Annotated in this window: 17 protein-coding genes; 6 read left to right on the forward strand and 11 right to left on the reverse strand. The window is 45.6% G+C overall.

Annotated features, from left to right (window positions below; all coding sequences use genetic code 11):
- Positions 1-133: 133 nt before the first annotated feature.
- Complete coding sequence (gene chrA, locus CWO08_RS03275) at positions 134-1,282, reverse strand: chromate efflux transporter (RefSeq protein ID WP_108019880.1); 1,149 nt, start codon at positions 1,280-1,282, stop codon at positions 134-136.
- 100 nt (positions 1,283-1,382) lie between these two features.
- On the opposite strand from chrA, the gene CWO08_RS03280 reads away from it, so the two are divergent.
- Positions 1,383-2,309, forward strand: coding sequence for a LysR family transcriptional regulator (locus CWO08_RS03280; protein ID WP_050652452.1), 927 nt, complete (start codon positions 1,383-1,385; stop codon positions 2,307-2,309).
- Between the two features lie 270 nt (positions 2,310-2,579).
- Here CWO08_RS03280 and CWO08_RS03285 read toward each other — a convergent pair whose 3' ends face one another.
- From CWO08_RS03285 to ebgR, 8 genes are all read right to left on the reverse strand, one after another.
- Positions 2,580-3,920: an MATE family efflux transporter gene (locus CWO08_RS03285; RefSeq protein WP_108019882.1), complete on the reverse strand. Its 1,341-nt coding sequence runs from the start codon at positions 3,918-3,920 to the stop codon at positions 2,580-2,582.
- 392 nt (positions 3,921-4,312) lie between these two features.
- Positions 4,313-6,700: an alpha-glucosidase gene (gene ygjK / locus CWO08_RS03290; protein WP_108019884.1), complete on the reverse strand. Its 2,388-nt coding sequence runs from the start codon at positions 6,698-6,700 to the stop codon at positions 4,313-4,315.
- Positions 6,701-6,715: 15 nt separating this feature from the next.
- On the reverse strand, positions 6,716-7,780 hold the full coding sequence (ygjJ, locus tag CWO08_RS03295) for a protein YgjJ (RefSeq protein WP_108019886.1): 1,065 nt from the start codon (positions 7,778-7,780) through the stop codon (positions 6,716-6,718).
- Positions 7,781-8,208: 428 nt separating this feature from the next.
- Complete coding sequence (locus CWO08_RS03300; protein WP_048615552.1) at positions 8,209-9,642, reverse strand: amino acid permease; 1,434 nt, start codon at positions 9,640-9,642, stop codon at positions 8,209-8,211.
- A 572-nt stretch (positions 9,643-10,214) separates the two neighbouring features.
- Positions 10,215-11,639: an amino acid permease gene (locus CWO08_RS03305; protein WP_048605567.1), complete on the reverse strand. Its 1,425-nt coding sequence runs from the start codon at positions 11,637-11,639 to the stop codon at positions 10,215-10,217.
- 141 nt (positions 11,640-11,780) lie between these two features.
- On the reverse strand, positions 11,781-12,233 hold the full coding sequence (locus CWO08_RS03310; RefSeq protein WP_108019888.1) for a beta-galactosidase subunit beta: 453 nt from the start codon (positions 12,231-12,233) through the stop codon (positions 11,781-11,783).
- A 3-nt stretch (positions 12,234-12,236) separates the two neighbouring features.
- Positions 12,237-15,353, reverse strand: coding sequence for a beta-galactosidase subunit alpha (ebgA, locus tag CWO08_RS03315; RefSeq protein WP_108019890.1), 3,117 nt, complete (start codon positions 15,351-15,353; stop codon positions 12,237-12,239).
- Between the two features lie 324 nt (positions 15,354-15,677).
- Positions 15,678-16,661, reverse strand: a complete 984-nt coding sequence (gene ebgR / locus CWO08_RS03320; RefSeq protein WP_017066024.1) for a transcriptional regulator EbgR — start codon at positions 16,659-16,661, stop codon at positions 15,678-15,680.
- Positions 16,662-17,054: 393 nt separating this feature from the next.
- Between ebgR and galE the strand changes: the two genes are divergently transcribed.
- From galE to galM, 4 genes are all read left to right on the forward strand, one after another.
- Positions 17,055-18,065 (forward strand): UDP-glucose 4-epimerase GalE, encoded by a 1,011-nt coding sequence (galE, locus tag CWO08_RS03325; RefSeq protein WP_050645766.1) that lies wholly within the window; start codon positions 17,055-17,057, stop codon positions 18,063-18,065.
- A 242-nt stretch (positions 18,066-18,307) separates the two neighbouring features.
- Complete coding sequence (locus tag CWO08_RS03330) at positions 18,308-19,360, forward strand: UDP-glucose--hexose-1-phosphate uridylyltransferase (protein ID WP_108019892.1); 1,053 nt, start codon at positions 18,308-18,310, stop codon at positions 19,358-19,360.
- 219 nt (positions 19,361-19,579) lie between these two features.
- Complete coding sequence (galK, locus tag CWO08_RS03335; RefSeq protein ID WP_102478737.1) at positions 19,580-20,740, forward strand: galactokinase; 1,161 nt, start codon at positions 19,580-19,582, stop codon at positions 20,738-20,740.
- 113 nt (positions 20,741-20,853) lie between these two features.
- Positions 20,854-21,933 carry a galactose-1-epimerase gene (gene galM / locus CWO08_RS03340; RefSeq protein WP_108019894.1) on the forward strand — a complete coding sequence of 360 codons (1,080 nt, stop codon included), beginning with the start codon at positions 20,854-20,856 and terminating at the stop codon, positions 21,931-21,933.
- A gap of 218 nt (positions 21,934-22,151) precedes the next feature.
- Here the strand turns inward: galM and CWO08_RS03345 are convergent, their stop codons facing one another.
- Positions 22,152-23,150: a substrate-binding domain-containing protein gene (locus tag CWO08_RS03345; protein WP_048612259.1), complete on the reverse strand. Its 999-nt coding sequence runs from the start codon at positions 23,148-23,150 to the stop codon at positions 22,152-22,154.
- 197 nt (positions 23,151-23,347) lie between these two features.
- On the opposite strand from CWO08_RS03345, the gene CWO08_RS03350 reads away from it, so the two are divergent.
- Positions 23,348-23,680 carry a tRNA-binding protein gene (locus tag CWO08_RS03350; protein WP_108019896.1) on the forward strand — a complete coding sequence of 111 codons (333 nt, stop codon included), beginning with the start codon at positions 23,348-23,350 and terminating at the stop codon, positions 23,678-23,680.
- A gap of 80 nt (positions 23,681-23,760) precedes the next feature.
- Here CWO08_RS03350 and CWO08_RS03355 read toward each other — a convergent pair whose 3' ends face one another.
- On the reverse strand, positions 23,761-24,315 hold the full coding sequence (locus tag CWO08_RS03355; protein ID WP_108019898.1) for a gamma-glutamylcyclotransferase family protein: 555 nt from the start codon (positions 24,313-24,315) through the stop codon (positions 23,761-23,763).
- Positions 24,316-24,406: the final 91 nt, after the last annotated feature.

Here is a 24,406-nt window from a genome sequence, read left to right on the forward strand (position 1 = left end):
GCTAAGAGATCAATCCTCGAGAGCATGAGCTTTGAGATGGAATTACCCATTATATAGCGGGTGATAGGTAGATTAAATTATGAAAGACGAAAGTAAGAAGCAACCGGTTCGCTTACTTCTTACCTTAAACCTATTAGACCGCCAGTCCTGTCATTGCGCCAAAGACAATGAACAACCCTACTAACCCAACAATAGGTAACTTCACGGTTTTCAATAACCACACACCAACAATGATCAGAGCGAAGTCTATGCCGCTGCTTACTGCGCTTGTGAAGATCGGTTGATACAGGGCCGCAAGTAATAAACCGACAACCGCCGCATTCACACCAGTAAGAGCGCCTGCCACCAAAGGTTTGCTTGCAATCGCCTGCCAGTTCTTCAGTACACCCAGTAGCAATAAGAAGCCCGGTAAGAACACAGCAATCGTTGCGAGTAGTGCGCCTGTTATCGGTGCCGATGGCATCAATAAATAACCTAGGTAAGTCGCAAGTGTAAACATAGGCCCTGGTACTGCCTGTGCTGCTGCATAACCTGTTAGGAAGGCATCTTGAGACAGTTGGTCACCAATACCATTTTGTAGCAACGGAAGTACCACGTGGCCGCCACCGAATACTAAGCTACCAGCTTGGTAGAACAGGCCAAACACTTCAATACCTTGAGAGTAAGCACTGAATAGAGGCAGACCAACCAGCAAAGCAACAAAAATCACGAGAGGTGTTACCGATATTTTTTGTGTTGAAGGTGTCGTTTTTAGCTCTTGAGACGTCAAGAACTTACTACCAACCATCGCTGCAAATAGAAGCACTAAAACTTGAGGCCAGATGCCTGGAATCAGTAGCAGGACAATCGCGGTAATCACACATAAAGCGGTCGCTATCTTCGATTGGCAAAAGTTTTTGTACATACCAAAGGTTGCATCAGCGACAACCACTACTGCTAATAACTTAAGCCCGTGAATGATTGAATTGAAAAGTGGTGCTTCCAATAGCTGATTGCTCACCAACGCCAATATCAGCATCAGAATCACAGATGGGGAAGTGAAGCCGACAAATGCAGCAATAGCACCTGTTAATCCACCTTTCTTATAGCCAACCGCAAAGCCAACCTGACTTGAACCTGGGCCCGGCAGAAATTGGCTAAGAGCGACAATCTGCCCGTACTCTTCGTCGGACAACCAATTTAGTTTCTCAACAAAGGTTTTACGGAAGTAGCCGATGTGTGCTGCTGGTCCACCAAAGCTAATCCAGCCAAGCCAGAAAAAGGTTTTAAAAATTGAAAGCATGATCGATTCCAGATAAATGTTTAGCGTAATTTAGGTGGAGTTGAACTATGATTCAAATTAATTGTTTTAATTATAACTATGAATGATATGGGATTGATTTGTGGCTGATTTTAACTGGAAAGGAATTGACCTTAACTTATTGATTGCATTGCAGGCTTTGTATAAAACGAATAGCGTGAGTAAGGCTGCTGAGCGTTGTTATGTCAGCCAATCTGCGATGAGCCATAGCTTACAAAGGCTACGAAAGTTGTTTGATGACCCTTTGTTTGAGCGTGTAGGCAGCAAGATGGAGGCGACTGACCGAGCCATTGAACTATCAAGTACCGTGGACGCGCTACTGAATACCATCCAGTCTGAAGTTCTGTTATCTAAATCATTTGATGCGGAGACTTATAAAGGGACTTGGAAGATTGGTCTCACTGATTATGCCGAGCAGATGTTCGCTCCAATATTGTTTGACCTGATTAAGCAATCCTCTCCTTATTCCCAAGTAGCGTTGTTCAATGTAAACCGGAGTAACTACCAGCAAGTATTTGACGATGCCAAGCTTGATATGACGATAGGCAGCTTTGGTGAGGTACCAAAGCAATATCGAACAAAGCATTTGTACACGGAGCAACATGTTTGTTTACTTGATCAATCGGTTCTATCTATTGAGGAGCCGATGTCGCTAAAACAATTTGTTGCTGTCGAGCACGCGCTTGTTTCCCCGGCAGGGGCTTTAAAGACGGGAGTGGACACTCGTTTAGGTGAACTCGGTTTAAGCAGGAAAGTGGCGATATCTTCCAGTAACTTTTTAACTGTTAAGCGGCTCATTCGTGGCAGAGAACTATTGTGTATTGTCCCCAAGCTAGTCGCGCGCAAGGATATGGATAGTGAAGAAACCTTACTAGCTGTGAAGCCACCAATTGATGTTCCAGATTTTGATATCCAGCTTGTTTATCGAAAGGCAAAGCATTTAGATGATAAAAATAAACTACTTAGAAAGTTGATTACTAATGCGATCTCATCTGTGATTTCCGAATAGTTTATTGTGTCGGTTAATCGTCAAATTCATATGAATTAATTATAGAAAAATCCGGTTTATCATAAGAACCCGACTATACTTAATTTACGACTCAAAGCAGTCGTAAAGAATAGGCTTTTTGATTTACCTAAGTAAAAAAATTGGTTATATCCTCATGATATAGCTTAAAAATATACCAGGCTAAACGGACTTAGTTGGTCTTAAAAGCGCTAGCTCCCCCTAGCGCTTTTTTCTTTTGTTCGAGATAAATTTAGACGTATCAACAACAACCTAAAAAGAGAATCGAGTCCATTTCTTCGCTCGCCAGCGATAGGCCATGATGATTCCACGGAACCACTCGTCCATCGCTATTTCCATCCAAGCCCCTAATACGCCATAACCCCAATGCACGCCAAGCAAGTAGCTCATGGCAACCCCAATGCCCCACATGCTGAGAATACCCATTTTGATCGGGAATTTAATGTCGCCAGCGGCCTTTAGACAAGAGATAAAGATCAGGTTAAATACTCGGCCAGCTTCAAGAATGATGGAACCTGCAATCAGTGCCGCCGTTAGCGCAATGATCTCTGGATCTTGCGTGAACAGATCGAGAATTTCGAAACGGAACACATAAACCATGCAGGTAATCGCAGTTGAGGCGATAAAGCCAACCACAAAGTAACGTTGCACGCGCTTGGTGATCTCGTCAATCCAACCCTTACCAATGTAATAGCCAGTTTGGATTTGGCTGCCTTGACCAATTGCCAGTGCAAACGCAAAAGAGAGACGAGCGATGTTTTGTGCGTAAGTAAACGCAGCCAGTGAAGAGGTGCCCATCTGCACCACGAAGAAGGTAATGCTGATCTGAGCCATGTTATAAGAGAGCACTTCTCCTGCATTCATCGAACCTATCTTAATGATTTTTTGATAGATGGCTTTCGGTACAGATTTAAACTGCTTCACTGGTAGATCAATACCTTTGCTTCTGACCACACCAATCAAGATCAACATCCCGATCACTTGGCTAATGACGGTCGCGGTCGCAACCCCTTGCACGCCGTATACAGGCAAACCAAAAGGTTGATATAAGGCGCAGTAGTTACCGAATACGTTGATAACGCCAGCAATCATGTTGATCACCATCGGTGACTTTGAATAGCCATGACTGCGCAAAATAGTGGTGAGAACCACACCTATGGTTACATTGAAGGTGAGAGCACCACTGATGAACAGGTATTCTTGCGCATACTGTTCGACTTGAGGTTCGAGTTGATAAAGCGGGATAAAATATTCAGCAACAAGAACGGCAATAACACTCAGTAGCACACCAGCAATAATGGCAAGAATGATACTTGCTACACCCACGTGAGCGCTCTCTTGCGTGCGGGAGGCACCATTGTATTGCGCGATTAGAATACCCGTACCACTGCTGACCATGGTCGAGACAATGATCAGGAAAAAGGATATCTGAGAAATAACACCAACGGCAGACACGGCTTTGTCCGAGTATCCCGATAACATGAATACATCACTGGTGTTGAGTGCGGTTCTTAAAAGAACTTCGATAAAAATTGGCCAGGTGAGCGCAACGATTCCCATACGTTTGTTTAGGGTGGAATCAGCATTAGGCATTTAGGTTTTCTCAAAAAAGGGGTAGGCGACACTATAGTTTAGCGATTATTTAGTAAACGACTATCAAATTAATGTCCGGAAGGATAATAAGGATAAATAAAATTCGAATAAGTCTTCAGAACCCAATATTTCGGTGAGAGTGATGAAATTTTTGAGTAAGATTTCATAGCAAGAGCACTCTTTGTTTTTTGTGAGTAAAAGGTTGCCCGTGTTAGCGGAGTACAGCGAATTAAGTAAAAGGATCATAGTAGGCCAAATAGTCTAAGAGCTTGTTTGTTCGATTATTTGGCTTCAAATGTAAAAAAGGCACTCAGCGAGATACTGAGTGCCAAAGCCTGAAATTTATGAGGTTATCTTTTCATTGAATTCCAGAAGATAGGTATAGGTTCGATTTACTCTGCGTCAGTAAAGAAATCGTTGTAAAGCATGTACAGGTGAGCCGCACTCCAAGAGAAGTTTGGTGCGCCTTGTTGTTCACCATTCAATGGGTTGTAGTTCTCACGGATAGGACCGTCTTGAACTAACCCATCTGCATGGTCAAAGAACGCGCCTGCCATTTCAATCGCATCATCACGGTAGCCGTAGCTGTCCATGCCTTTTAGACCGAAGTAGAATTGGTCTACCCAAACGCGTCCACGCCAGTAAATGTCTGGGCCGAATGCTGGGCTAGAAAGCGCCGCTGTGCCTAGTGGAACGTAGGTGTTGAACTCTTCAGTGTCTTTCATCACAGAGACAACTGCATCGGCGTGACCTTGCGTTGCTGCGCCATTGAACAGTGGTGACCAACCCTCAGGGCCTTTACCACGTTCTACAATCGGCTTACCCGCACAGCCATTGGCTAAAGGCTTGTCTTCAATACGAATATCGTAGTAGAAATTAGTGCCTTCATCGAACATACAGGTGTTGATGTAGTTAGATAGGTGCTCTGCTTTTTCACGGAACTCTTTCGCTTCAGCATCTTTACCTAGAATGTCAGCCATTTCCGCTAGGTATTTGTTATCGCTGTACATGTAGCTTGCTTGGTCAACAGACTCTTGCAGCAGTGAGTAGCCCAACAGTGTGCCATCTTCTGCACGGTTTTGAGCAAACTCAACATCCCAATCGCTGCGCTTACCGCCGTTTGCAACATACGCGTCTAGCTGATCTTTATCGATGAAACCAAATGCGGCAGCATCGTCACGACCTGACTCCCAAGACGCGGCAGTTTGTGCCGGGCTCTCGATGTAATCGTAGTTACCCTCTGCAATCACTTTATCCAATGCCGCTTGGCCTACGACTGTCTCGTGTTTATCGCCACGAACCACGGTGAAGTACATTTCACCTTCAGGTGTATTGTGTGCTTTGTCGCGTGCTGCGCCATACTCTGGAACGCCGTTGCCGTTGTTATCACGGTTGCGTAGCCACCAGTCGTGGTATGCCACTAACTTTGGATACATCTCTTCTAGCCAAGCTTCGTCGCTGGTGGTCTTGTAGACTTCCATTACTGCCCATGCCGCTAAGCTTGGTTTGGTATTACGTTCGTTCCAGTTACCGCCGTCGCCGCCACGTTCTGGGCTTAGGTTGTAAGCAAGTAAGTCTGGCACGTAGCCTTCATCCCAAGGGCGAACCGCGTCGTCAGCCTGAATCTGGTAAGCGAACATCGCGCGGATGTTGTCTTTCGCTACGTCTGGGTTGAAGTGAGCCATTGCGTAGGCTTGTTTCCAGGTGTCCCACGGCCATGTTTGGTTGCCTGAGAACCAGCGTGCTGTTACCGAAGGTGTCACAGAGTCAAACTCCATCGCACCTGCAGCGCCGCGCCAGTTACCGTTTAGGGTTTCCATCGCTTTAACCGCAACACGCTCTTGTTCTGGTGTTGCGTTCGGGTTGGTTAAGCCCATCTCTAGGTAGCCTTCCCAACGCTCTGCAGATGCTGCTAAGAAGTCGGTTGGGTTTGCCATGATCTTTTTGATTTCTGGCTGTTCAACTTTCGCTTCTTCTGCCGTTAGAACATGCGAGTATGTGGTGTAGATGGTGGTCGATGCTTCAATGTTTGCCGTTGAAGTAAACGCTAAACCATCGACTGTGGTTTGTGTTGGAATCGACTTGTGAACTTGGTACTCAGACTCACCAGAAGTCAGTAGATCCCAAGTTGAACGCACCTTACCAAAGGTTACTTTTAGGCCATCGTCGGTTGCGACGATTTGACGGTCATACTCAGGGTACGTTTCAGCAATGGTTTTGTCGGTTTGCGAAACGCCTTCTTTGGCGTGGGTCTTTTCTAGTAGTTCACCATCCCACACTAATTCAACCGGGGAATCAGTGGTGATTTTAGTTTCTAGTAGAGAGGTACGGTTTGAAGCAAAACGCATCGTCATTTCTACGGTCACATCGTCAGATTTTAGTGTCTGAACCAATGCGCCCGGTAGGCTGTAAGCTTCCATAGTGAAAGCCACTTTTTTGCCTTCTTTGAACACGCTTAGACGGTCGAAGTTATCAGCCATGAAGTTGATGTATTCTTCGGTAAGCAGTGCTGTACCTGGGAACCCGCCCATGCCTTCTGCACTGTCTGGCAGCAGGTGACCGTGCCATGCGCCTAGGTCGAAGAATGGGTTAAAGCGTTGGTGGTCATCGAAGTCGTAGTCACGCATGTATTCTGGTGAGCCAGTGCGGTCGATAACGTTCTTAAATTCGCTGGCTTGCAGTTGTTCTGTGTCAGAAGCTGAGCCAGAGTTTGATGCACAACCAGTAACGACAAGGGCTGCACCGATAGCGAGAGCTGCGAATGATTTATTCAGTTTCATGATCAATTCCTGTTATTACCAGTAGAAGTATTGCATTGCGAACACTTGCGCATCGCCGATTTCAGTGTCGCTACCTACGCCAAAGCGGCTATCGAAAGCAGTCGCAAATGTGCCGTTGCCGTATTCGTACCAAACGCCCGCGTTGATGTAGGAGGTGATCTCTTTGTCACCGTTGTCACCATCAAAGTTTGCGTAGCTGTAGGCTGCTGAAAGGTAAACCCCCTGAGCCGCTTCGTACCAAGCACTGGTTTGAATACCGGATTCACTGCCAAATGATTCTTGGTTGCCTTTATCTGTGTCGTGCCAAATACGAGTTGCAAAGTTTTTGTATTCAGCACCCAATAGCAATAGTTCACCGCCATCGTTGTTACGAACTTCACCACCACCCATTAGGGTTAAGTCGTCAGTCAGATCGTATTGGAGGTAACCGTTGACCATGGCGTTCTTATCTTTCCATTGGTCTGCAAAGTTGTCGTATTTACCGAAGTGAACCAGAGCATCATCTTCAGAGAAGTCAGACTCTGGCGCGAAAGAAACGCTGTAGCGAAGCTTGCCTTCCAGGTTTTGGATCTTCACACCAAGGTGTACGTCACGTGTGTTCGAGATCGCGTAACCGTATTCAACCGTAGGGTCACCCCACCATTGAACGTCATCCAGTGAAGAGTCCATACGACCAATCATGAATTCTGTTTTGTTGTCGGTGCGGTAGCCAGCGTAAAAGCGGTTAAAACCACCTTCAAAGCCGCCCCAGCCGTGGCCAGTTGCCCAAGCATTGCCTTCGTCGTCGGCTTGCACTGTCCAGCCTTCCATGTAAGCAAGACCGAACCAATTACCGTGCTCGATAGCCAAGCCTGCTTCGATGTAAGTACCGTCTGCATAACGGCCTTTGTCATCACCTTCTAGTGCCACGTGACCACCAAGGCCAAGCTCACCATAAAAGTTAAATAGGGTTTCAGTTTCTGTTTTAGGGGGCTGAGTATCACTGTGGTTTGCTGCGGACTCTTCCGCGTGGGCAGTGGTACTTAGGGCAGCAAGAATACAGCTTGTAATAAGAGTGGTTTTAGTAAAACTACTTTTCATTTTAATCACTTCTGTGTCGGGGTTATCAATGAAGGTTCGTAAGCAGTTCTGACTTCTAATATGGGGTGCTCTTCAAGGCGTATTGGTCAGGTTACTTACGATCGCAAAACCGATATTAATGATAATTTTGGTGTTTAAAATTAATTCAGTTTAAAAGTGTGATCTGTTTTTAGTAAATATTTACTTTGTTTTTATTTTGACTTTAAGTTGAATGTGTAGAGGCATGGCTAGGGTGATAGCTATTCAGTTGGTGAATTGCTTTATAGGCGGTTAGATTGTTGACTCGAATGTCTTCTTTCTTGAAGGCTTTGGTGAAATTTAGGTGTTGAGTGGGAATGTACCGGCAAATGAAAAGGCACTCACCAAATGTGAGTGCCTGAAGTTTAAATGTGAGTGCCTTAAGTTTTCAATGAGAGTGTAGGGTAAAGCTAAGCGTTTGCCGGTTCAGGCTTTGCTTCTAGTTTTTTCTCTTCTGGAGATAAGCTTTTCTCGTATTGACCGTACTTCCACCATGCGTAGCCAAGGAAGATCACGATACCGCCCACGTTGTAGAAGATGATGGTCATGATGTCTGCGCCTGTTGGGAAGGTAGAAGCGAAGAAACCAACGGTGAAGATAGCGATAAGAATCGACACAGCAGTAATACCGACCGTACGAGAACCCATGCGGAAATCACGAGGAAGGTGGTCCAGTTTCACGCGCAGGTGAAGGTAAGCAATCATGATGAACAGTGGCGGTAACATAGAAGCTGCTGCAGTCATGTTGATGATGGTGCTCATCAAGTCTTGCACTGTGTCAGAGGCCAACGTTGGGATGAACATCAGTGGAATCACGATGAAGAACTGAACCCATGCCGCGCGCTCTGGAACGCCTTGTTTGTTAAGTGCGACAGTTTTCTCGCCGAAGATGCCTTTAGGGATTTCAGAGAAGAAAATCTTAACGGGTGTCGCTGTCCACATCAGTAGAGAGCCCAACATTGCGGTGAATGAAACCACACCAACGAAACGGTTCATCAAGATTTCAGACAGGCCAAAGTGTCTTGCTAGCCCTTCAAATACCTGAACTGATCCGCCTGTAAATTTAAGCTCTTCACGCGAAACAAATACGTTGGCTAATACCGATCCTACCGAGTAAAGCGCACCGATGAAGATACCCGCGATAATGATCACTTTAACGAAAGACTTGTGACCGCCTTTGATGTCGTTAACGTAAACCGCGACCGATTCTGCACCGCCTGCCGCCATGAAGATCCAAGTGATTACGCCAAGGAATGCCCAGTTGAAGCTTGGTGTCATGGCTTCAATGGTGATTGGGTCAGCTGGCTCGATACCGCCTACTAAAGCCCCGCCAGATAACAAGATGTAAGACATCGTTAGCAGCAGCATCAGTGAGGATGTTAGTGAAGTGATAGGGCCCAGTAATTTCGCGCCGTTGTTAGAGATATGAGTCGCGACCGCAAACAAAATGGTACTCAGAATCGCGGTGGTCATTGGCGTGAATATGTACTCGAAACCTAAGAACGCATACGACGCATAAGCGATGATTCTAGGCAGCAGAGAGGTGAAGAAGAATAGGTTAACAAACCAGTAGGTGTAAGCTGAAATAAACGCCCAGCGACCGCCTAGAGAGCTTTTAACCCAAGAGTAAACACCCGCTTCAGAGTCTTTATTCAGTGACACAAACTCTGCAACGATCAAACAAAATGGCACAAAGTAGAAGATGGTTGCTAGAAAGAACATCGGAGCCGAGGAAAGACCGATCTCGATGTTGTTATTAATGATGTTATTGAAGCTGTATACCGCCGCGAAGGTCATAGACAGTAGGGCAAATTTGCCTATCGTACTGCGTTTATTTTCGGACATGATGTTCTCCGGTGAATCACGTTGATGATCGTTATAACTTGGTCCTAGAGAGGGAAGCTCTAGGCCGCACTTTTATTGTTATGTTGGTTTGGCAAACACCCGCTTTGTTTTGTCAGGGTTGGCTCATTGTTGTTTTTATAGATTTACGATCGGACTTCTTTGGGCTTTTTCTCTCTGGTATTTCAGTAAACTTATTACCAAAACAAAGAGTTAAAGATTAAGAAGTTCATTGAAGAGATTGCTGGTTTCATGAGCGACGATTTATAAGGCTTGTAGGGGCTTTTTGTCGCTTTTTTTATATGAATCAGTTTGTCTCTTCAGCAAGAAGATTAAAGATTAAGCGGCGGGAAGTTAATCGAAATTGATCAAATATGTGACCTTGAGTAAGTAAATTTAGTTAATATTTTACCTTGGTTTTTATTCGAGTTTTATTACCTATTAATTGGTGTTTTTCGTGAACTGAAACCTTGACGGAACACCGTTTTTATTTTTTGAGTTCTATTTTAATTATCTGATTTAAAACAAAAAAAGCGCCTTGGTAGGCGCTTTTAAAGTTGGGGGGATGCAGAGTGCTACGATTGCTTAGCTGTTTCTAGCTTTGCGTCTTTACCTGCCTGCTTTTTTTCAAAGCGCGAGATCCACCACCAAGCGAGACCAGAGAATACCGCTGTCATGAATACGTTGATAAAGAAGGCTTGAACTAGGTCAACACCTGTTGGGAATGCAGATGCCGTCATACTCACAACGAAGATGCCGATAAGCACAGAGACAACAGCCATACCTTGAACTCGAGTACCCATGCGGAAATCACGTGGTGTGTCGTCATGCTTCAAGCGGAATACAAAGTACGCCACCATGATGAAGATCGGCGGAAGCATTGCGGTACCAGCGGTTAGGTTGATTGCTGTGTTCATCATGTCTTGTACTGATTCAGAGCCGAAGCCGTTAACCACAAGCATCACGAATACAAACGCGAACTGCCACCAAGCTGCACGTACTGGCACGCCGTGTTCGTTAAGCTCTGTTGTTTTCTCGCCGTAAACACCTTTAGGAATTTCAGAGAAGTGAATTTTTACTGGAGCTGCTGTCCACATCATCATCGAACCGAACATGGCAACGAATAGGATAATCCCGACGAAGCGACCCGTTAGAGATTGTGAGATGTCGAAGTAGTTTGCCATACCTGTGAAGATTTCAACCATGCCGCCAGCGTAGGTCAGTTCATCACGAGCAACGAATACGTTTACTAGAAGAGAGCCAACTGCGTACATTGCGCCGATTGCGATACCTGCACCAATGATAACCTTGATGAAAGACTTGTGACCTCCCTTAACATCGTTTAGGTAAGCGGCTGCGGTTTCAGCACCACCGGCTGCTTGGAAGATCCAACACATGATACCTAGCGTTGCCCAGTTGATGGTCGGAGTCATTGCTTCAAGCGTGATTGGTTCTACTGGTTCATGGTTGCCGCCCAGTGCCATTAGTGCACCGATAACGTAGATTGCAAATAGAGCGAATACACCGTATGCCACGATCTCGGCAATCTTACCTAGCCAGCTTGCGCCTTTGGTTGAGATGTGAGTTGCTGCTGCAAACAGAGCAATCGAGATAGCCGATGTAACGACTGGCGAGAAGGCGTATTCATAGCCCAACATCGCGTAAGACGCATAAGCGATTACGTTTGGTAGCAGAGATACAAACCAGAAAAGGTTTACGAACCAGTATAGGAACGAACCTAGGTAGGCTGCTTTTGAGCCTAGCGGTTTTTTAAGCCAGTCGTACATGCCTGACTCAGAATTTTTATTTGCAGATACGAATTCAGCAATGATGAACACGAATGGAATGAAGTAAATAAGGGTAGCGAGCAAAAAGATAGGGGCTGAACTCAATCCCAATTCGATGTTGTTGTTTACGATGTTGCGAACGTTAAATACCGCTGCAAATGTCATGGAGAGTAGGGCAAATTTGCCTAACTTACCGCGTACAGATTCAGACATAGTGTCCTCCAGGGAATCACATAATTATAGTCGTTATTTCCCTATGCTTCTTTGTAGGGAAGAAGCACAGAGGTTTTGTTCAGTCTATTTGAGCCTTGAACGGCAAGGCTCAAACGCGCTGTGAGTTAATAGGGTTATTGCTTACTTATTAAGGAAGTAACCGTCTTCAATGGTCACTTTCAGCACCACCTTGCGAACTCGGTTATCACCGTGGAAGCGGTAAGCTTTGCTGTTATCAAAGATCGCCACTTGGCCTTCAGATAACTCACGAGTTTCACCGTTACCCAGTAGGTGTTCACGGTCGGTTTCATCGCTGTAAGCTTGGGTCTGTTCAAGTTGAGACTTATCAGCAAACTCAACCGTTTCACGACCTTCCAAGTAGTAGTGCACATCAAAGTAACGACGGTTGCCGGTGAAGTTTTCTGTGTTACGAGCCACACCGTCTTCAATCATGTAAGCCAGTGAGTCACCAATCGAATACATCACGCTATCTTTAATGTTGCCGATGTTTTCAATCGCTTCTACACAGCGTTGCCATTTACGACCGTCGCGGTAAACGACTTTAAATTGCTCTAGGTTGTCTAAAACGATCATCGCTTATGCCTCGTTCTGTTGTGGTTGAGTTGTTGGCGTATTCGCCGTGAAGAACTCATCACCAAAGTTGTGATTGATTAGGTGTTGTGCGTCGCAATCGCCTGCTTGGAATGGAATCAGAGTTAAGCCGTAGCGGAACTCATCCATGTACACGCGGTAAGAATCCAATACTTCGCTGCCCCAAGAGTTTGAACCTAGGCCCATCACTTGGTGGTCTAGATTTAGGGTGATGTAACCGCTCTTCTCTAGTTCAATCGTATGCTGTGCTTGATGCAGGTTTTGGTTGGTGTAGAACCATGCGCTGAAGTTGATTTCTTGCTGTGGTTTCACCGCAATACCATTGCCAGCACGGCTTGAAAGCGCAGCCCAACGAACGTGTTGGCGGTTGCCGTTGTTTTGTGGGAACGGGTAGTTCTCGAACATGTCAGCCACGGTTGATTGGTAAACATCAATCATGTTGGCTTGCTTGCTGTCCTGGTAGTTCTCTTCAGGGCCGCGGCCGTAGTATTGAACTTGGTCGAAGTCGCCGTTGATACCCATATCGAAACCAATCACTGGAATCACGTGAGGGTAATCACCGTAACGCTCGCCGCTCAGTTCAACGTTCAGTTGGCCTTCGGAACTGATTTGGTAGCGATATTCACAACGCATGCCGAAATCGAATACCGGTGGAGCAACGATACTGGTGGTGGTGATCTCAATCTTGCCGTTGTTCTCTTCCACGTTTAGCGTGCGGAAGTGCTCTTGCATGATCTGTAAGTGTGCAGGCTCCCAGTAACCATCGTGCTCTTGTTTATGGTTATCGATCATTGGCTTGAAGAAGTTCAGCTTAGGCTCAGACTTAATCAGCTCCTCGCCATTGACTAACCATGACGTCAGCTTGCCGTTCACTTTTGAGAAATTCAGAGCAAAGTTGTGGCCTTTGATTAGGTAAGCTAAGCGAGACTCTTCAACATTCAGTGCCGTCGCATTGTTGTTAGTGAAGGCTTCAAGTTGTGCTGTGTTCTCTTTCACTTGGAACTGGTAAACCGCGATGTCGTGGTTCGCCTCGCTGTATGAAGTACGAGAATCTTTGCGCACCGTAAAGTTGACAAACACTTCGCGCGCATCAAGCTGTGGCAAGTTAAGCGTTAGTTCACGGCTAGAGTTCTCAGCCAGTTCTTCAACCTTGATGTGCTGTACGGCAATGGTCTCACCCTCAGCGCGGATTTCCGCAGTGATGGTGTAGTCATCGATATTTGAGAACCAAAGCTTGTTGTCTACTGTGAAGGTGCCCGTTTGTGCATCGAAATCGCGAAGCTTCACAGGGGCAATCACTTGCTTGTACTCTTTCAAGCCTGGGCCTGGCGTTTGATCCGGGTAGATCAAACCGTCCATGCAGAAGTTGTAGTTGTTCGGGTAGTCACCGTAGTCACCGCCGTATTTGTAGAACTCTGTGCCTGCTTCATCACGCGCTAGAATGCCGTGGTCACACCATTCCCAAACATAGTGACCTTGAATCGCATCGTGCTTGTAGAACACGTTTTGGTACTCGGTTAAACCGCCCGGGCCGTTACCCATCGCGTGTGCGTATTCACAGATGATGCGTGGCTTTTCGTGTGGGAATTCACCGAAGGCATTCATCAATTGAGCGCGTGAGTACATGGTTGAAATGATGTCGACCACTTCAGCGTCACGGTCTTCTTCGTAGTGAACCAAACGCGTGTCATCAATTGCTTTTGCTGCATCGTACATAGAACGGATGTTGCAGCCGTAACCAGACTCGTTACCCAGTGACCACATGATGATAGAAGGGTGGTTCTTTTGAGCGTGAATATGACGCTCGATACGCTCAACAAACACCGCTTCCCATGCTGCATCGTTAGTGATGCGGCTTAAGTCGCCAACGTTAGCAAAACCGTGTGTTTCAACATCGGTTTCGCCCATCACGAACAGACCGTAGATATCACACAGTTCGTAGAAACGTGGGTCGTTCGGGTAGTGCGCTGTACGTACTGAGTTGATGTTGTGTTGCTTCATCAACACTAAGTCTTTCTCTACGCGATCCATCCCAACAGCACGACCTTTTAGGTGGTCGTTGTCGTGGCGGTTCACGCCGTGAAGCATCACGTATTTGTTGTTGATGTAGAACAGACCATCGCGAACTTTAATGTCGCGGAAACCAACGCGTTGTGGGATCACTTCTAACACTTTGCCGTCAGCGTCTTTCAGCGTCAGCAGCAGTTGGTAAAGGTATGGGTTTTCAGCGTTCCATTGAACAGGGTTCACTACATCGATAGAGAATTGAGTATCGGCATTGCCGCCAGTCTGTTGGTTAGGAACAGTTAGGTTATCTACTGAGCCTTGCGAGATAACTTGGCTGCCATCAAGCAATGCGTACTCAAGGGTTGCGTTTGCCGCTGCTGCTAGGTTTTCTAGTTCCACTTTGCACGACAGGGTAGCGCTTTGGTAAGCGTCGTCGAAATCAGTGCGAACGGTAACGTCTTGAATGTGCAGCTGTTCTTTACCTACGAGGTAAACGTCACGGAAGATACCGCCCGTCCACCACATGTCTTGGTCTTCAATGTAGGTTGAATCGGCCCACTGCATCACACGAATAGAAAGTAGGTTGTTGCCTGCTGTTACCTGGCTAGAGATATCGAACTCAGCGGTTAGGCGGCTGCCTTTGCTGAAGCCAACATATTCACCGTTTACGTACACTTCGAAGTAAGTTTCAACGCCATCAAATTTGATGATGGTTTGTTTCTCGTCCCAGCTTTCGCCAAGGAAGAAAGAGCGTTGGTATGCGCCGGTTGGGTTGTCTGATGGTACGAAAGGCACATCAATTGGGAATGGGAAACCTTCATCTGTGTATTGAAGATCGCCGTGGCCTTCCATTTGCCACATGTTTGGAACCGTGATGTTGCCCCAGTCGCTCATTTCCTGAGAATAAAACTCTTCAGGAACCAATAGCGGATTGGTGAAGTAGCTGAAATTCCATTGGCCACTCAATAGTTGGAAGTGGCCGCTCAGTTCACGCTGAAACGTTTTTGCATTTTTTTCTGATGCGTATGAGAAGAAGTATGCACGCGGTGCCATACGGTTCTCATGTAAGTTCAGGAAGTTTTCCCAGTTGTTCACGTTGCCTCTCTCTCGGTCTAAATGCAGTTTGCTGACCGACGTTCTTATGCGTAATTGGGTCGTAGTGAATACGAGTATTTTTGGACTGAGGTAATTATTAGTAAAAGTTTTACTAAATGAAATTAGTGAAAACGTTTTACTTTAACTTCATCACGTTTTTTATGGTCTTTTTACGGTGCTGTGTGATCCACTTAAAAGAATGCTATTGGCTGTTTTATGCAGCAGGTTAAAGAGGGGGACATGTGTCGATTGATGTATGTGACGGGCACAAAAAAGGCCACCTTCAACAAAGGTAGCCTTAATTTATCTATTTGATATATTTAATTATTTTGTTGTATCGCGTAGCTTGAGTTTGCTTGGTACATAGACGCGTAATGGGATGGTTCGGCCGTCGCGTACTTTCTCAATCAGCAGGTTAACGCCTTGAATTCCCATCAGTTCAGAGTGAATACGAACAGTCGATAAAGATGGGAAGGTAAATTTAGCTGTTGGGATGTCGTTTACACTGATCAGCGCAATATCTTCAGGAATGTTTAATCCGTGCTCATGAACTGCTCGTAAAACGCCAATTGCGATGGAATCTGACGCAATAAACATGGCTTTAGGGTAGTCGCCCGTCGCGAGCATCTGTTTTGCAAGCTTGTAACCTGATGAGCTAGAGAAGTCACCACGGTAGATGTCTTGCTCACTGACAACATTTTTTAGGCCACCATATTCAGCAAAAGCGACTTCACGAATATCAGGGGTGTTGACGTCGTCTTGGCCACCAATAAAGCCGATGCGCTCATAGCCTTGGTTGATAAAGAAGTTGGTGATCTCTTTGCTGATCAAAGCCAGGTCGATATCGACAGAGTCATAAGGTTCTGAGTGATCGGTAAAATCGACATAACAAATATTATCGCTCAGCTTTTTAGCTTGCTCGATAACCTCTGGTGTCATTCGACCCACCAATAAAACACCTGTTATCGGCGCTGAGTTGATTTGTATTTTACTTTCATAACAGTTGGTTAGCTTGATTTCCATCTTTTCGCATTGGGTTTCAATCCCATGGCGAATCGATAGGTAGTAAGGGTCGTTAACCTCAGCTTCTTGCTTGTAGTTATACAGGGCTAGGAAGTGATGGTTTTGTTTTTTACTACTAACGGTTTTTCGTGAGCTGCTGGTTTTGTATTCCAACTTCTCTGCAATTTCAAAGATACGCCTTTTGGTCTCTTCCTTGACGCTTAATGTTGGATCTTCATTGAGAACCCTTGAAACTGTAGCCAATGATACATTCGCTTCAGTCGCGATATCTTTTAACGTTGCCATACTCACTTCCTGTTATTGGAACATTGCGCTGCTTTGAAATTGGTATTTAGTAAAAAAGCAATGCACCTCTTTATTCTACAGACCTATTGTAATCAAACTGGAAGTCATTGCATTAACTTTTAGTAAAATAAATGCTCAACTCATCTGTGATGTCTCAAATCTGACTATCTATAATTATCTTATTAAAATTCAATGAATTAGAAGTTAACAGCTATACGTTATCTCGATGTCATGTTCAGTACCAATGATGAAAGTTAGTGTAAACGTTTACACTTCGTGGTTTTGATCACAGAATTATAGTCAAAATGGCTGCTACTATTTCTGGCATACGGTGCTACTGAGCTGAATGCCAGTTCGAGTTAGCCCACGAATGACGACAAAGAGAGGTTGATTGTGAAAGTACTGGTTACGGGCGGCATGGGTTACATCGGAAGTCATACATGCATTCAAATGATACAGGCAGGTATGGAGCCAATCATTGTTGATAACCTTTGCAACAGCAAAGAGCTAGTGCTGGAACGAATCGAATCGTTAACTGGTAAGCGACCAACGTTTTATCTTGGCGACATTCGTGACCAATCTTTTTTAGATAGCGTGTTTTCAGAAAACGATATCCAAGCCGTGATTCACTTTGCTGGTCTGAAAGCGGTAGGGGAGTCGGTGGCTAAGCCTTTGGAATACTACGATAACAACGTCAATGGTTCATTGGTGTTAGCTCGAAGTATGAAGAAAGCGGGCGTGAAAAGCATCGTATTTAGTTCTTCGGCTACCGTTTACGGTGACCCTGAAGTAGTGCCGATTACTGAAACTTCACCAACAGGCGCGACAACTAACCCTTATGGTCGCAGCAAATATATGGTGGAAGAGTGCTTAAGCGATCTGTTCAACGCGGAGAACGATTGGAGCGTGACTTTGCTACGTTACTTCAATCCAGTCGGCGCACATCCATCGGGCACTATGGGTGAAGACCCACAAGGTATCCCAAATAATTTAATGCCGTTCATAGCTCAAGTAGCCGTAGGTCGCCGTGAAAAACTGGCTGTTTTTGGAAACGATTACCCAACAGTCGATGGCACAGGCGTTCGTGACTATATTCATGTAATGGATTTAGCGGATGGCCATGTCGCCGCACTAAAAGTGGTTGGCGAGAAAGCGGGCTTACACATTTACAACCTAGGTACTGGCAAAGGCTCAAGTGTACTCGAGATGGTTGAAGCCTTCGCACAAGCATCAGGCAAACCGGTTCCTTATGAACTTTGCCCACGTCGCGCAGGTGACATTGCCGAATGTTGGGCAAGCACAGAAAAAGCGGAGCGCGAACTTGGTTGGAAGGCGACGCGTAGCGTGATGGAGATGACGGCGGATACATGGAATTGGCAGTCGAATAACCCGAACGGCTACTAGCCTGTGTAATTGAAGTTGCTTAGCTGCATCTCCAATTTCTTTGGGGAAGGCAGAGATAAGAGATGAGAACAGAGAGATTCCAGATATCTCGTACCTCGATTCTGGAATGACGAATTTTAAAACTACGATTTCTGAACGTCATTCCCTACAGCGAGGAACGAGCGTGATAGGGAATCTCCTTGTAGAAGAATTATTCATCTTGGTGAATTGACCAAGACACAAAATTTGAGAGCAATCTAAACATGTCAAAAGTTGAATTTAACCCAGTAGACCATCCGCATCGTCGTTATAACCCATTAACGGGTCAGTGGATCTTAGTATCACCGCACCGCGCAAAGCGTCCTTGGAGTGGCCAAGATGAAAAGCCATCGACCGAGCAACTTCCTGAGTACGAGAAAGAGTGTTTCTTGTGCCCAACCAATACGCGTATCTCGGGCGACGAAAACCCAGATTACGACGGCACTTATGTATTCAGTAATGATTTCGCGGCGCTGATGCCTGATTCGCCTGACGCTCCAGAGTCTGATAACCCTCTATTCAAGACTCAAGGTGTACGTGGGTTGAGTCGCGTGATCTGTTTCTCTCCGGACCACAGCAAAACGCTGCCAGAGTTACCAGTAAACAAGATTCGCGGTGTGATTGATACATGGAATGAACAGATTGAAGAGCTAGGTAAAGACTACCTATGGGTTCAAGCGTTTGAAAACAAAGGCGAGACCATGGGCTGCTCTCAGCCTCATCCACACGGTCAAATTTGGGCGAACAGCTTTCTGCCAAACGAGATTGAACGTAAAGAAAAGCTTCTAAAAGAATACTTTGAGCAACAAGGTTCAAACCTATTAGTGGATTACGTTGAAGCTGAAATGAAAGACGGCTCACGCACTGTCGTTGAAACCGAACATTGGGTTGCTGTGGTTCCTTACTGGGCTGCGTGGCCATTCGAAACCATGTTGCTGCCAAAAACACACATTCGCCGCATGAGTGAACTGACTGACGAACAACGTGATGACTTGGCACTTGCGATTAAGAAGCTAACGAGTCGCTACGACAACCTATTCCAATGTTCATTCCCATACTCGATGGGCTGGCACTATGCGCCATTCTTTGAAGAAGGTACGGATATCGATCATTGGCAGTTGCATGCCTTGTTCTACCCGCCACTGTTACGCAGTGCTTCGGTTCGTAAGTTCATGGTTGGCTATGAAATGCTGGCAGAATCTCAGCGTGATTTAACCGCAGAACAAGCAGCGCAACGTCTTCGTGATTTGAGTGACGTTCACTATAAAGAGCAGTAATACGTTGCTTCGTAGATAACGAGCGAGATTCCTGATATCTCGTCCCTCGATTCTGGAATGACGGCAGGTGAGAAGCTTGGTTGCTTCGTTACTTAGGAGTCGATGTTGTCATTCCCTATTGTGAGAGATGAACGAGATAGGGAAATCTAAAAGAATTAAAGTGGTGCCGTGAAGGGGCCATAACCAATTGAACAAAGAGTTTAACCAGAGAGTTTACTTATGTCTGACCTAATCCAAAACGTGAAAGCATCTTTTGAGCAAGTCCTTGGCTACCAAGCGACTCATATTATCCAAGCACCAGGTCGTGTGAACCTGATCGGTGAACACACTGACTACAACGATGGTTTTGTTCTACCGTGTGCCATTAACTACCAGACGGTAGTCGCAGCGGCTAAACGTGACGACAACATCGTGCGCGTAGTGTCGGTGGACTACGGCAATGCTGTGGATGAATTCGACCTAACTCAAGAGATCACATTTCAACAAGACAAGATGTGGGCTAATTACATTCGTGGTGTGGTGAAGTGCTTAAAAGGTCGCGGTTTTGAATTTACAGGTGCAGATATCTCTGTAACGGGCAACGTGCCTCAAGGTGCTGGCTTAAGTTCTTCTGCGGCACTGGAAGTGGTGATTGGTCAAACATTCAAGGTGCTTTACAACCTAGAGATCAGCCAAGCCGAAGTGGCGCTTAATGGTCAGCAAGCTGAAAACGAATTTGTAGGCTGTAACTGCGGCATTATGGACCAGATGATCTCTGCAGAAGGTCGCGCAAATCACGCAATGCTTTTGGACTGTCGTAGCCTAGAGACTCAAGCGGTTTCAATGCCAGAAGATATGGCTGTGGTTATCATCAACTCAAACAAGAAACGCGGCTTAGTCGACAGCGAATACAACACGCGTCGTGAACAATGTGAAGAAGCGGCGCGCATCTTTGGTGTTCCGGCACTTCGTGATGTGACCATTGAACAGTTCAAAGCGAAAGAATCTGAGTTGGACGAGATGGTTGCTAAGCGTGCTCGTCACGTGATTACTGAAAATGACCGTACCGTTGAAGCGGCTCAAGCTCTGCGTACTCACGACATGAAGCGTATGGGTGAACTGATGGCAGAATCGCATGCATCAATGCGTGATGACTTTGAAATCACAGTGAAAGAGATTGATACGCTGGTAGATATGGTCAAAGAAGTGATCGGTGAGCAAGGCGGTGTGCGTATGACGGGCGGTGGTTTCGGTGGTTGTATTGTGGCTTTGGTTCCACCTGCATTGGTTGATGAAATTAAAACAACTGTGGAGCAGAAATATCAAGCGGCGACGGGTCTAAAAGAATCTATTTATGTGTGCCAAGCGAAAGACGGCGCCAGCCTAATTGAAGTAATCTAACTGCTTCGAGACTTAATATAGAGCTTACCAAGTAAAAAGATCATGGTAGGCCAAATACTAAAGCCTTTACCTCAAACGTAGAGGCTTTTTACTGGCAGTAGAAGGAATTTAGAATGACACAAGCGCAGAACCTGCATCAATCCATGACAGAAACTGCAGCCTATGATGGCCAACCTGCTCAGCTTGTCACGCTGTCGAATGTACACGGCATGGAAGTGACATTCATGGATATTGGCGCAACGTGGTTGAGCTGTATCTTGCCAGTAAAAGGAAATAGAAGAGAAGTGCTATTGGGTGTTAACTCAATGGATAATTTCGAGAAGCAAGCCAGCTATATGGGCACAACCGTTGGCCGTTATGCTAACCGCATTGCCAATAGTCGCTTTAAAATTGATGGTCAGAACTACAAGCTGGAAACCAACCAAGCGGGCAATACCTTGCATGGTGGTCCGAACGGTTTTGATAAACGTCGTTGGAATATTACCGAGAAAACCGAAACGTCAGTGGTGTTTACTCTTGAGTCTGCTGATGGCGATCAAGGCTTTCCGGGGAATTTGAATGTGTCGGTGCGTTATGAACTCACCGAAGATAATCGAGTTTCCATTCATTACTCTGCAACCACAGACAAGCCAACCGTGGTCAACCTAACGAATCATGCGTACTTCAATCTACTTGGCGCAGAAGCCGGGCACGATTGTTTGTCACACATTGTGAGCATCAACGCCAATCAGTTCTTACCGACCAACTCGGTAGGTATTCCACTAGGCAATCTTAAATCGGTGAAATCGACCAGCTTCGACTTCAATCAGCCTATGATGATCTCAGAGCGTTTGTTGGGTGATGAACAGCAGAAAGCAGCAAAGGGTTACGACCACTCTTTCTTATTAGCTGACGGCTGTAAGCGCACTCAATGCGCCGCTACCGTAACGTCACCAGATGCTCTCGTCACACTAAAAGTATTTTCAACCAAACCTGCGATGCAGCTATACACCGGAAACTGGCTTGGTGGTACACCAAACCGAAGTGGTGGCAGCTATGAAGATTACGCTGGTTTGGCGTTAGAAACCCAGTTCTTACCTGACTCTCCTAACCACCCAGAGTGGAAGCAGGACAGTTGTATTCTCAAGCCTGAACAAGAATATAACTACAGTACCTGTTACCAGTTTGAATTTTCGGGGGATTCTTCAAACTAGTACGCTCTAGCTCAAAGCGGTTACGCCAATGTCTTTTGCTTGTGAATAGGACGATGTGAATTATCGCGTTGTTCTTGGGGGATGAGCAAAAGTGGCGCTCAACAAGAGTGCGGTTTATTAAGCGCGATTGTTGAGTATCTGAGTAAGGTAGGAAAGCCCTAACAGAAGCGATTCTGTTAGGGCTTTTTTTGTTTATTGCTTGATGAGTAGACTAGAACTTAGACTTTCTCTACCGAATTGCGGCGTACCAGAGTTGGAGAGAACATCATTGGTTCAGTAGAGGTGTTTTCACCTTTAGCTAAGTGCAACGCGAGTCGTGTCGCTTTCTCTGCCATCATCTGAATCGGGTAGCGAATAGTGGTGAGCTTTGGATGAACATAGCGGGCAATCAAGCCATCATCGAAGCCGATGATCGACATTTTGTCTGGCGCTTGAATACCGTTTTCATCAAGGACAGACAAAGCACCTGCTGCCATGTAATCGTTGTACGCCACAATACCTGTGATTGGCAGTGATTTAGTCAGAAGGTTAGTCATGGCGTATTCGCCACCGTCACTGGTGGGCGCTGAGTATTCAATATAGCTGTCAGAGAGCGCTATTTTGTAATCTGAGAGTGCCGCTAAGTAACCTTGGATACGCTCATCGGCATCTTCAATGCTATGCGATGAGGCGATACAGGCAATGTTCTGATGGCCATGGCGGATCAGATATTCCGTCGCAAGATACGCGCCTTTCTTGTTGTCCAAGAAAATACAACGGTTGGCAATCTCAGCAATATAACGGTTGATCAGCACTAAGCCTTTGACTTCTTTCGCATAGGCAATCAGTTCTTCGTCGGTCAGGCCTTTCGAGTGGATCACCAGGGCGTCGCAACGGCTGTTAATCAGCAACTCAATCGCTTGTCTCTCTTCTTCACGATCGTGTGAGCCATTACCGACAAGGATATGTTTTCCGTTCTCACGAGCGACATTATCGACAGCCTTAACTAGCGTGCCAAAAAAGGGATCGGAGATGTCACCGACCAATACACCAACAGTGTTTGTGCTTTGGCTTACCAGAGCGCGAGCATTGGCATTCGGGCGATAGCCGAGTTTAGACATCGCTTTAGTTACAGACTCTACCGAGCTTGCACTCGCCTTGGGAGACTTGTTGATCACTCGAGATACGGTTGCAACAGAAACACCAGCTTCCTTTGCTACATCTTTAATTGTTGCCATTTTTAACCTCTATACATTGCTGCATCTATTTAACACCGACAATGATAGTAAGGCAACGAAACTCTCATTTTACTTCCAGTAATGAGATCTTTACCGCTTGTAATTATTAGGCTTAATGCTAGTGTAAACATTTACATTTTACTTAATTTTAGTAAATAATCTAATGGGTGAAAATAAATCAATATAGGAAGTGAGAAATGGATACTGTCTCTTATGGTGACTTTGCTAAGTTAGAAATGCGTGTCGGTAAGATCATCGAGGTTGTGCGTCATGAAAATGCGGACAAGCTTTACATCGTGCAAGTGGATGTGGGTGACAAAACGCTACAAACGGTGACCAGTTTAGTACCTTATTACACAGAAGAAGAGTTAATGGGCAAGCAGGTTGTTGTTTTGTGCAATCTAGCGAAGGCGAAGATGAGAGGCCACACTTCTGAGTGCATGTTGTTATGTGCCGAAACGGAAGATGAATCTGAAAGTGTATTACTGACACCTGAACGTGCGATGTCAGCAGGTATTCGTGTCGTTTAAGCTCTCTCTAGGTTGGTGATCTAATGTGTTCACCAACCTAAATTAACTCGCTATGTATATTCATTAACAAGGTACATAAGCTAGCTTCGTACAGTCAGTATCAAGCCATCAATTACACTGTGGTGGTGATCGGAAACCCCAGCAAGATTGCCGTATTTAGGCTGGTGGCGATCATTTTCTAATGGGTGATGCCAACCTTGTGTGTGTTTAACAAAGTGCGCCGCAAAGCTTTCAGACACCTCTAAACATCCTGCCAATACCGTGTCGACATAGGTTTGAACGATAGGGCTGTTTTCGCAAGGAGCCTCAATCTCGTCTTTGATGTAAACCCAGATCGATTGATCCTGTTTGAACTCATTTTGGCTTTCTATCTGAGAGGCCTTTAATTCGATTCGATGATAACCTCGCTCACGGCGATCAAACTCAGCCAGTGCAATATCATCCACCTCAAGCAACAAACCATTCACCTGTCCCTTGCCGAGATTGACGATCAAAGGTGATAAAACATAACTGTCATCGATCTTGCTCCAATGGCGAATTAAGCCATGAACAATCGCAGGGATCGCTTGCCCAGTCTGACCGGTAAGCTGGCGTGAAGATGAGTTGATTAAGCTACCATAACCAAAAATATACATCGCATTCCTTGTCTGAGTTGTTCCATTTAAGTCTAGTCTTACTATATGTGTCGTTTCATCAAAAGTCAGCCGTTTTTATTTTTATACACTT

Origin of the sequence: Vibrio sp. 10N.286.48.B8 (assembly GCF_003050085.1) — a bacterium.
Classification (GTDB): Bacteria; Pseudomonadota; Gammaproteobacteria; order Enterobacterales; family Vibrionaceae; genus Vibrio; species Vibrio crassostreae.

Coding starts and splice junctions, on each gene's coding strand:
- CWO08_RS03345 (WP_048612259.1), bottom strand. CDS start 23,150: ATGGCAACAATTAAAGATGTAGCAAAGGAAGCTGGTGTTTCTGTTGCA.
- CWO08_RS03350 (WP_108019896.1), top strand. CDS start 23,348: ATGGATACTGTCTCTTATGGTGACTTTGCTAAGTTAGAAATGCGTGTC.
- ygjJ (WP_108019886.1), bottom strand. CDS start 7,780: ATGAAAAGTAGTTTTACTAAAACCACTCTTATTACAAGCTGTATTCTT.
- CWO08_RS03310 (WP_108019888.1), bottom strand. CDS start 12,233: ATGATCGTTTTAGACAACCTAGAGCAATTTAAAGTCGTTTACCGCGAC.
- ygjK (WP_108019884.1), bottom strand. CDS start 6,700: ATGAAACTGAATAAATCATTCGCAGCTCTCGCTATCGGTGCAGCCCTT.
- CWO08_RS03330 (WP_108019892.1), top strand. CDS start 18,308: ATGTCAAAAGTTGAATTTAACCCAGTAGACCATCCGCATCGTCGTTAT.
- CWO08_RS03355 (WP_108019898.1), bottom strand. CDS start 24,315: ATGTATATTTTTGGTTATGGTAGCTTAATCAACTCATCTTCACGCCAG.
- CWO08_RS03285 (WP_108019882.1), bottom strand. CDS start 3,920: ATGCCTAATGCTGATTCCACCCTAAACAAACGTATGGGAATCGTTGCG.
- galK (WP_102478737.1), top strand. CDS start 19,580: ATGTCTGACCTAATCCAAAACGTGAAAGCATCTTTTGAGCAAGTCCTT.
- chrA (WP_108019880.1), bottom strand. CDS start 1,282: ATGCTTTCAATTTTTAAAACCTTTTTCTGGCTTGGCTGGATTAGCTTT.
- galM (WP_108019894.1), top strand. CDS start 20,854: ATGACACAAGCGCAGAACCTGCATCAATCCATGACAGAAACTGCAGCC.
- ebgR (WP_017066024.1), bottom strand. CDS start 16,661: ATGGCAACGTTAAAAGATATCGCGACTGAAGCGAATGTATCATTGGCT.
- CWO08_RS03300 (WP_048615552.1), bottom strand. CDS start 9,642: ATGTCCGAAAATAAACGCAGTACGATAGGCAAATTTGCCCTACTGTCT.
- CWO08_RS03305 (WP_048605567.1), bottom strand. CDS start 11,639: ATGTCTGAATCTGTACGCGGTAAGTTAGGCAAATTTGCCCTACTCTCC.